The organism is uncultured Anaerotruncus sp. (assembly GCF_902490045.1).
GTDB lineage: Bacteria > Bacillota > Clostridia > Oscillospirales > Ruminococcaceae > Anaerotruncus.
Map to the genome: position 1 here is coordinate 1 of NZ_CABUCJ010000104.1, position 8,604 is coordinate 8,604.

Sequence of the window (8,604 nt, forward strand, 5' to 3'; positions counted from 1 at the left end):
CCCGCCGTTTTTCGCCCCCGCGTCCCCCGGCCGGGGCGCGCCAACCTGAAAAAGGAAGTGAATAAATGGCAAGCACCAACAGCACGGAGCACCTTCAGCTCAACCAGTGGAGCGCCGCCGATCGGCCCAAGATGGCCGACTTCAACGCGGACAATCTGAAGATCGACGACGCGCTTCACGCACACACGGCCGACGAAACCGCGCACGTCTCCGCGCAGGAGCGCGCGGCCTGGACGGGGGCCGCCCCGGTCTTCGGCAGCTACGAGGGGGACGGGCAGCCCATGCAGGAAATTCCCCTCGGGTTTTCTCCCTCCTTTGGGATCGTCTTCGCCGCCGGGAAAAATCCCTTCCAGCCGGTGGACCAGACTACCGTCGCCCTCCGGGCGGCGTTTCTCGCCGGGAGCGGTTCCTCGCAGGCCGCGCTCGTCACCGGGACGGGATTTTCGGTGCTCAGCTCGGCGACGCCCGCCGCCGGGCGGGTCGCCGCCCTCAACGACGCGGGCGTCACCTATCAATATCTGGTCTTCCGTTAAAAAAAGGAGGGCGGCGACCGCGCCGCCCTCCTTTTTTGCAGGAAAAATTTCTTGCGGGGTATTGCAATTTTCCAAAAAAGATGCTATCATAACTTGTACTGTCTGATGATATCCAGCGGACAAGGAGGTGTGAACCATGCCGAATATCAAATCTGCGAAAAAAAGAGTGCTCGTTGCCCAGAAGAAGGCGCTTGAGAATAAAGCGGTCAAAACCAACCTCAAAACCGTGCTGAAGAAGGCGGATGCTGCGGTTGCCGCCGGTGCCGCCGACTCTGCCGACGCGATCCGGGTCGCGATCAAGAAGGTCGACCAGGCCGCTGCGAAGAACATCCTGCACAAGAACGCCGCCGCGCACAGGAAGTCCGCTCTTATGAAGAAGCTCGCCGCCGCCAAGTAAGCGGCTCCACGCAGCCTTTTTTCTGTGACACTGTCACCTCCGGTGGCAGTGTTATTTGTTTTTTTGCGGGCCGCGCGCCCGGTTGACGGTTTTTCCGTTTTGCGGTATCATTGTAGCTGATGAATATTTCGGCGCCTCGCGCGCAAGGAGGGAAATCCCGATGGAACGGAACGACAAACGCTTTCTTTCCCTGCTGTGGCTGGTTGTCCCGGTCGCGCTTGCCGTTTTGGTATGCTGCGTCACGGTGGGGTATTCCATCTACCGCCGCGCCGTAGAGCGCGCCTACCATGAAAGCAGCTGGGGCGGCGGGAACGGCCTGCCCTTTTGAACGCGCCACAAAAGCCCCCGGCTCATGGAGCCGGGGGCTTTTTACCGTTCAAAGGGGCTTATAGCCCTTGAGGATTTCGTCGTGGGTCAGCCAGCCGAGGCAGCGCTCGAACATGACGCCGTAGCGCGTGTCGGTTCCGTAGCTGAAGGTCGTCTTGATCGCCAGCTCGACGAACCGGGTCGCGCGCGCCATTGCGATCGGGAAGCTGTCCCCCCGCAGCATCGCGCCGGTGAGCACGCTCGCGAAGATGTCCCCCGTGCCGGGATAGGCCGCCGGGACGTACTCGTACTCCACGTACCAGAAGGCGTTGCGGCCGCGGTCGTAGCCAGCAGCCGCGCACTCCCCCGACGCCAGCTCCACACCGGTGATCACCACATGGCGCGGGCCGAGCTCGCCCAGCCGCGCGAGCATGCTCTTGAGCGGCTGGCGCGCGAGGGGCTCGGGCCGGTAGGGCTCGCCGAGCAGGATGGCCGCCTCGGTCGGGTTGGGCGTGATGACGGCCGCGCTGCGCACGAGGCTGCGCATCCGCTCCATCAGCGCGGGGGTGCAGGTGCGGTAGGGCTTGCCGTGGTCCCCCATCACCGGGTCGACGACGGCCAGCGCGTCCGGCCACGCCGCGATGAAGGCGGCCACGTCGTCCGCCTGCGCCGGGTTGGAAAGGAAGCCGGAATAGATCCCCTCGAACCCGAGCTCCAGCCGCTGGTAATGCTCGAAGCAGGGGCGGATATAGTCGGTCAGGTCGCGGTATTCCACCTCGCCCAGCCCGCCCGTGTGGGTGGAAAGGACCGCCGTCGGCACAGGGCAGACCTGGATCCCCATCGCGGAGAGCGTGGGGATCACGACGGCGAGCGAGCTCCGGCCGAAGCCGGCCAGGCCGTGGATGGCCGCGACGCGCGGCGGACGGTCCGTCATGGCATTCACCTCTTAAAAATGGATTTTATTCCCTCGGATACCCGTTTCCAGAAAGTTTGCGTAATCGCCCAGCCGCGCGCGGGCATACTGTCAGTATGGGACGCATCGGGTGCGTTCCGCGGAACCAACTAAATTTACGGAGGTGCAGCCCTATGAACAAAACGGCGGCGACAGCGGTGACCGGCGTGGCGGTGGCGATGGCGGCGGGAACCGCGGCCTATATGATGAACCACAAAAAGAACCCCGGCAAAAAGCTCAAGCAGAACACGGCCAAAGCGATCAAGACCCTCGGCACCGTGCTGGACAGCGTGGAGTATATGATGCGGTAAACAGCCCATCGGCGGAAATTGCCGTTCTCACGAACGGCAATTTTTCATGCGGAAACGCCGCCTCAGCCGATCTGGATTTTCCCGACCGGCAGGATTTCCTTGCGGTTGGCGGTAGGGCGCATGGCCAGCGCGAGGAAGAAGGTCACCGGCCCGAGGCGCCCGATATACATCTCAAAGATGAGCAGGATGCGCGAAAGGGTGTTGGCGACCGCCGAAATGCCCGCCGAGAGCCCGACCGTCGCGAATGCGGAGACGCTCTCGAAGAGCGCGTCCACGCCGGTGACCGCGTGGGTGCGGCTCATCGTGGCGACGATGCAGGCGGCGGTGACCGTGACCGCGAGGATGCCCAGGATCATGACGGCCAGCGATTTATAAACCGCGCTCTTCTCCACCTTGCGGCGGAAGATGACGGTGTCCTCGTCGCCGCGCACGACGCAGTAGACGGTCATGAAGATGACCGCGAAGGTCGTGCACTTGATGCCGCCGCCCGTCGAACCGGGCGCAGCGCCGACGAACATCAGCAGCGAGGAAAGGATTTTCGTGATGTCGTGCATCGGCTCGAGCGGGAAGACGTTGAAGCCCGCCGTGCGGCAGCTCACCGAATGGAACCAGGCCGCGCCGAGCCGCTCCCCCGTCCCGGACAGCCCGCCCAGGGTAAAGGGGTTATCCCACTCGCAGACGGCGGTAAACGCCATCCCCACCAGGATGAGGGAAACGGTGGAGATGATGACGATGCGGGTGTGGAGCAGCAGCTTTTTGGTCCGCCGGTACTGGAGCAGGTCGTGGATGACGATAAAGCCGATGCCGCCCACGATGATGAGCATCCCCACCGTGCCGACGACGATCGGATTGCCGACGTAGCCGGTCAGCGATACATACGGCTCCGCCCGCCCGAAGATATCGAACCCGGCGTTGCAGAAGGCCGAAACCGAGGTGAACACCGAGATAAAAATGCCCTCCGCCCCGAACTCGGGCACGAAAACGGTCGACAGCAGGAGCGCGCCCGCCGTCTCGACGGTCAGCGCAGTGATCATGACCACCTTCATGAGCTGGTTGATGTCCGGGCCGGTGGAGGCGACCGACTCCTGCGCGAGGTGCATCCCCCGCAGGCCCAGCTTGCGGCCGATCGCGATGTTGAAAAAGGTGGTCAGCGTCACGAGCCCCAGGCCGCCGATCTGGATGAGCGCGAGAATGACGCACTGCCCGAAGGCGGACCAGTAGGCGTAGGTGTCGTGCACGACCAGCCCGGTCACGCAGGTCGAGGAGGTCGCCGTGAAGAGGCAGTCGAGAAAGGGGGTGAAAGCGCCCGCGCGGCTGGACACGGGGAGCATCAGCAGCAGCGTCCCCACGAGGATCACCGCGGCAAAGCTCAGCGTGATCGTGCGCGTGGGGAAGGAGAAGAGCCAGCTCCTTCGGATAGGTTGTCGATCCAAATCAGTTCGCCTGCGCTTTCATAATCATTCGGAAAAGCCGACGCGCCCGCTCAGTGTTCCCCGTCCTTTGCCAAAAAACGCTTGGCCTCGTTGATGAGGTTTTTGTCGTTGCGGAAGGTGACCATCCCGTCCGCGTCGTCCAGCAGGCACCACTGGTATTCGCTGATTTCCTCCTCCTGCCGCTTGACGGTGTCGTCCCCACCCGGATAGCCGAGAAAGTAGACCACCTGTTTTTTGACGTGCGGCTTGGGGAAATACTCGACGCTCTGCCGGAAGCCGTCCCGCAGGTTGACGTCCAGCCCCGTCTCCTCCTTGATCTCCCGCAGCGCGGTCTGGTACTCGTTTTCCCCCGATTCCACATGTCCCTTGGGGAAGGACCAGTGCCCGCCGTTGCGGTGCTTGATGAGCAGGAGCTCCACCCTGTCCTGTTTTTTGCGGTAGACAAGCGCTCCGCAGGATTTTTCGCGAATCATCCGTTTTTCCATTCCTCTCTTTTGCGGCGCCGAAACCGCGCCTGAGTCGCGCGGCCGCCCCCGTTGCCGCGGGGCTGCCGCGCCCGGTGCAAAGCACCAGCATATACAGTTATTAATATATCACTTTTTATGGGCCTTTAAAAGTGGGTTTTCGATTTTTCTGCGAAAACGCCGAATCCGGCCCGCCCCGCTCGGTTGACAAAAGCACCCCGCCGCATTATAATATTATGGTGCCGTGCGCCCGTAGCTCAGTCGGATAGAGCGACCGCCTCCTAAGCGGTAGGTCGGAGGTTCGAATCCCCTCGGGCGCGCCATCGACAGAACCGCTCTACAGGCCAATGTAGAGCGGTTTTTATTACCGTCCATCCTATCCCCGCCCGGCGGAGAGGCGGGAAAAGGCCCTCTGACAGAACCCGTATGGTTCGTCAGGGCCGCGGCGTGTGTTTGCAGGTTTGTACGATCATAACTGACAGGATCGATGGGAAAAGAGGGAGCGCCGACAGATGGATGCTATTTTAGCCGTCGTCACAGATATCGTTATCATTTTATTTGATCTTCTGATTTACTCAATGATGTTTGAACTCAAACGGAGCACCCCTCTCTACCGGCTGGCGATGTGGGGCGGCTGCGCGGTCATTGTATGCGCCTATATTTTGACCACATACAGGCTGCAGTGGCCGGCATCCCTGGCCTCCGCCGCCTGTATGAGCCTGCCGAGCTTCCTGCTTTTTTTTGGCCTGTCCAAATATAAAGGCAGCCGATTTTTGATGACCTTCTGCTTTGTCGACACCGTTTCGCTGATCATCGCCTTTATCGGGCGGTATATCGGCATAACGGTCCCCAACGGCGCGGAGGCGACGCTGGGGACCGTCCTTGTGCTGTGCGCGGCGGTCGTGATCGTGGGCAGGCCTTACTTCAAGCAGTATCACAAGCTGTTGGAGATGGCGGACGCCGGTTGGGGAGTGATGGCGGCCGCCAACGTGCTGATTTACTTTGCGCTGATCTTTTTTGCCGCCTATCCGAAGCCGATGGTGGAGCGGGTGGAATACGCCCCGACGTGGCTTGTCTTCGCCTCGGTGGTGTTGGCGTGCTATGTGGTGTTCATCCAGTCGATCCTCAAAACAAAGCGCATCCTGGAACAGAACCAGCGCCTGGAACAGGAGCAGCAGTTCTATAAGCTCATCTATGTGGACGCGCTGACCGGGCTGTACAACCGCGCGGCCTATACGGAAAGGATCAACGAGATCGAGCGGCAGAGGAGCGGAGAAACGCTGTGCTGCGTCATGCTGGACTGCAACCGCTTTAAACAGATCAACGACGATTACGGCCACCACATGGGGGATAAGGCGCTTCAAAAGGTGGCCGAGGCGCTCAGGGCGACTTTCCCGGGGGACACGGACCTCCTGTTCCGCATCGGCGGCGACGAATTTGCCGCCCTTTTGCAGGGGTGCGACGCGGAAAAGGCCCAGGGACTTCTGCGTCTTTTGGATCGGGAATTGGCCGATGGGAGCGCGGAGCTGCAAATTGACCTGACCGTGTCCAGCGGGTACGCGGCGGCGGCCCCCGGCGAGACGATCGAAAATGCGTTTATCCGGGCCGACAGGCAGATGTACCGGAACAAAAAGGGGTTCTATTCCGAGGCGGGCGACGGGACGGCGAATGACGGGCGGGGCGGTGAACCGAACCCGGCGCCGGACGGGCGGCATCGGCTATAATGGAAAAAAACCGGGCGCCCGGCGCGCCCCGCTGAAAGGAGCCGCCATGCGCACAAACCGGGACATCGACCACGGCCGCGCGTTCGACTGGGGGCGCGCCTCCGCCGACTACGCGAAATACAGGGACATCTACCCGCCGGAATTCTACCGGAGGCTGCTCGAGATGGGGCTCTGCACCAAAGGGCAGGCCGTCCTGGACCTCGGGACCGGGACGGGAGTGCTGCCCAGGAACCTCTACCGTTACGGCGCCAGCTTTGTGGGGACGGATCTTTCGGAGGAACAGATCGCGCAGGCCCGGCGGCTGGCGGAGGAGGCGGGCATGGAGATCGCCTTCCGGTGCGTTTCGGCGGAGGAGACCGACTTTCCGGACGCCAGCTTCGACGTTGTGACCGCCTGCCAGTGCTTCTTCTATTTCGACCACGCCCTGCTCGCCCCTCGGCTCAGCCGGATGCTGAAGCGCCCGGGGCGGGTCGCGGCGCTCTATATGGCGTGGCTGCCCGGCGAGGACCCGATCGCCGCGAAGAGCGAGGAGCTCGTGCTCAAATACAATCCCGGCTGGACCGGCGGCGGCGAAACCCGGCATCCGATCGCCGTCCCGGACGCGTACGGACGCGATTTCGAGGTTGAGCGGCAGGAGGTCTTCGATCTGCGGGTGCCCTTTACCCGGGAGGGATGGAACGGGCGGATGAAGGCCTGCCGCGGGATCGGGGCCTCCCTGCCCGCGGAGGAGGCCGCGCGCTTCGGCCGGGAACACCTCGCGCTGCTCGAACGGATCGCACCGCCGCGTTTCGAGGTCCTGCACTATGCGGCGGTCACGGTCCTGCGGACAAAGGAAACAGGCGCATCCGCGCCGCAATGAAAATGGAGGAAGCATCTATGATATGGAAGGACGCCTATCCGAAGGACCGCGCCCCCTCGGCGGGGGAGATCGACGGCTGGGTGGGAAGCCCGCTCTGGGGAACCCTCTGCCGTACCGTTGAGGAAACCTGCGGCGTCGCCCCCAGGATCGAATACAGCGGCTGCTCAATGGCGCCGGGCTGGAACGTCAAATACAAAAAGGGCGGCCGGGCGCTCTGCACCCTCTATCCGAACGAGGGGTATTTCTCCTGCATGGTGGTGGTCGGGGAGCGGTCCCTGCCTGAAGCGGAGCTGCTGGCCTCCTCCTTCGATCCCTACACGCGAGAGCTCTTCCAAACCACAAAGGTTTCGATGGGCGGCAAATGGCTCTTTATCGACGTAAGGAGCGAGCCGGTCCTGCGGGACGCCCTGCGGCTCATCTCCCTGCGCACCTCCGGAAAATGAACGAAATGGGACTTTATGGTCCTGCCCATGAAAAGGAGGGCGCGCTGCCGGCCGGCAGCGCGCCCTCCTTTTTTCATCCGCGCCCGTCTTTTTTCTCCCCGGCGGGCGGACGGCGCGCGAAGGAATCACCGGAGGCCCGGTTTTTTAATAGTATGGTAGAAATCGTGAAAGGAGATGGATCAACATGTATTCATCCGACAACATGGGCGGGTATTCCGGCCGGAATATCCCGGTCGCGCCGCTGCCCAATCCCGGGGAGGGCGGCCCGGCCGCCCCGGGCAGCGCGCCCTCCGTCCCACTGCCCGATTTCGGCGAGGGCGGCCCGGTTTCGCCCGGCAGCACGCCCTCCGTCCCGCTCCCCGGTTTCGGCGAGGGCGGCCCAACCGCGCCCGGCCCCGGCGCAAACTTTCCCGTCGTGCCGCTGCCCAGCCCCGGTGAGGGCGGCCCGACAGTGCCCGTCCGTCCCGGACAGACGCTGCCCATCCTGCCGGCGCCGAATCCGCCCTGTTTCTTCTGCGGGGCGGGCAGGTTTGGAAAGGTCCGCTTCCTCAACGCCGCCTACGGATACCGGCCCTTCCGCGTCTTTGTCAACAACCGCTTCATCGTCAACGGCCTCGGCTTTACCTCCCTCACCCCTTACGGGCGGGTGTCGAACGGATTCCAGACCGTGACGGTCACCGGCATGAACGGCTATGTCTACCTCCAGAAATCCATCCCCTTCAAGGCGGACGACAGCGCGACGATCGCCATCATCAACACCGCCAACGGCCTCGATCTTTTGCAGATTTCCGATACCTCCTGCGCGCGGCCGGCCACGATGTCCTGCTTCCGGGCGTGCAACCTGGCTTATTACAGCAACCCGGTCGACATCCTGCTGGGCGACGGACGCGTGGTCTACAGCGACGTGCGTTTCAAGGAGGTCACCTCCTTCAAGCGCATCCGCCCGGGCGACTACCAGATCGATATCGCCGAGACAAATCTGCGTCCCGAGCCGCGCATGGCGGACATCGAAACGCTCGACGACGGCGTCACCGTCTTTGAGCTGCCCCAGGCGCTGGTGTCCACCTTCGTCACCATCCGCCCGAACGCGACCTATACCCTGTACATTTTCAGCCGGGATACCTCCCCCGACGCGCTTCAGACCATGGTCGTCGAGGACCGGTGACCGCCTGCCGGCGGAGG

General features: G+C 62.9%; 11 protein-coding genes and 1 tRNA gene. 9 read left to right on the forward strand and 3 right to left on the reverse strand.

The window, feature by feature from the left end:
* The first annotated feature begins 65 nt into the window (after positions 1 to 65).
* The 3 genes from RDM88_RS10065 (at position 66) to RDM88_RS10075 (ending at position 1,258) form a co-directional block, all read left to right on the forward strand.
* Positions 66 to 533: a hypothetical protein gene (locus tag RDM88_RS10065; RefSeq protein ID WP_308754714.1), complete on the forward strand. Its 468-nt coding sequence runs from the start codon at positions 66 to 68 to the stop codon at positions 531 to 533.
* A gap of 136 nt (positions 534 to 669) precedes the next feature.
* Positions 670 to 930 (forward strand): 30S ribosomal protein S20, encoded by a 261-nt coding sequence (gene rpsT, locus RDM88_RS10070; protein WP_308754715.1) that lies wholly within the window; start codon positions 670 to 672, stop codon positions 928 to 930.
* 160 nt (positions 931 to 1,090) lie between these two features.
* The gene (locus RDM88_RS10075; RefSeq protein ID WP_308754716.1) at positions 1,091 to 1,258 is read left to right on the forward strand and encodes a hypothetical protein; all 168 of its coding nucleotides are present in this window, start codon (positions 1,091 to 1,093) and stop codon (positions 1,256 to 1,258) included.
* Positions 1,259 to 1,306: 48 nt separating this feature from the next.
* On the opposite strand, the gene RDM88_RS10080 is transcribed toward RDM88_RS10075, so the two are convergent.
* Positions 1,307 to 2,170, reverse strand: coding sequence for a pyridoxamine kinase (locus RDM88_RS10080; protein ID WP_308754717.1), 864 nt, complete (start codon positions 2,168 to 2,170; stop codon positions 1,307 to 1,309).
* A gap of 152 nt (positions 2,171 to 2,322) precedes the next feature.
* On the opposite strand from RDM88_RS10080, the gene RDM88_RS10085 reads away from it, so the two are divergent.
* Positions 2,323 to 2,499, forward strand: a complete 177-nt coding sequence (locus RDM88_RS10085) for a hypothetical protein (RefSeq protein WP_308754718.1) — start codon at positions 2,323 to 2,325, stop codon at positions 2,497 to 2,499.
* 62 nt (positions 2,500 to 2,561) lie between these two features.
* Here RDM88_RS10085 and RDM88_RS10090 read toward each other — a convergent pair whose 3' ends face one another.
* A complete protein-coding gene (locus RDM88_RS10090; RefSeq protein ID WP_308754719.1) occupies positions 2,562 to 3,932 on the reverse strand; it encodes a potassium transporter TrkG in 1,371 nt (456 codons plus the stop codon).
* A gap of 50 nt (positions 3,933 to 3,982) precedes the next feature.
* Complete coding sequence (locus RDM88_RS10095) at positions 3,983 to 4,405, reverse strand: NUDIX domain-containing protein (protein WP_308754720.1); 423 nt, start codon at positions 4,403 to 4,405, stop codon at positions 3,983 to 3,985.
* A 237-nt stretch (positions 4,406 to 4,642) separates the two neighbouring features.
* Between RDM88_RS10095 and RDM88_RS10100 the strand changes: the two genes are divergently transcribed.
* The 5 genes from RDM88_RS10100 (at position 4,643) to RDM88_RS10120 (ending at position 8,587) form a co-directional block, all read left to right on the forward strand.
* Positions 4,643 to 4,719 (forward strand) — tRNA-Arg (locus RDM88_RS10100).
* A gap of 189 nt (positions 4,720 to 4,908) precedes the next feature.
* Positions 4,909 to 6,120 carry a GGDEF domain-containing protein gene (locus tag RDM88_RS10105; RefSeq protein ID WP_308754721.1) on the forward strand — a complete coding sequence of 404 codons (1,212 nt, stop codon included), beginning with the start codon at positions 4,909 to 4,911 and terminating at the stop codon, positions 6,118 to 6,120.
* 46 nt (positions 6,121 to 6,166) lie between these two features.
* Positions 6,167 to 6,979 carry a class I SAM-dependent methyltransferase gene (locus RDM88_RS10110; protein WP_308754722.1) on the forward strand — a complete coding sequence of 271 codons (813 nt, stop codon included), beginning with the start codon at positions 6,167 to 6,169 and terminating at the stop codon, positions 6,977 to 6,979.
* A gap of 17 nt (positions 6,980 to 6,996) precedes the next feature.
* Positions 6,997 to 7,422 (forward strand): DUF3788 domain-containing protein, encoded by a 426-nt coding sequence (locus RDM88_RS10115; RefSeq protein ID WP_308754723.1) that lies wholly within the window; start codon positions 6,997 to 6,999, stop codon positions 7,420 to 7,422.
* Positions 7,423 to 7,606: 184 nt separating this feature from the next.
* Positions 7,607 to 8,587 (forward strand): DUF4397 domain-containing protein, encoded by a 981-nt coding sequence (locus RDM88_RS10120; protein WP_308754724.1) that lies wholly within the window; start codon positions 7,607 to 7,609, stop codon positions 8,585 to 8,587.
* Positions 8,588 to 8,604: the final 17 nt, after the last annotated feature.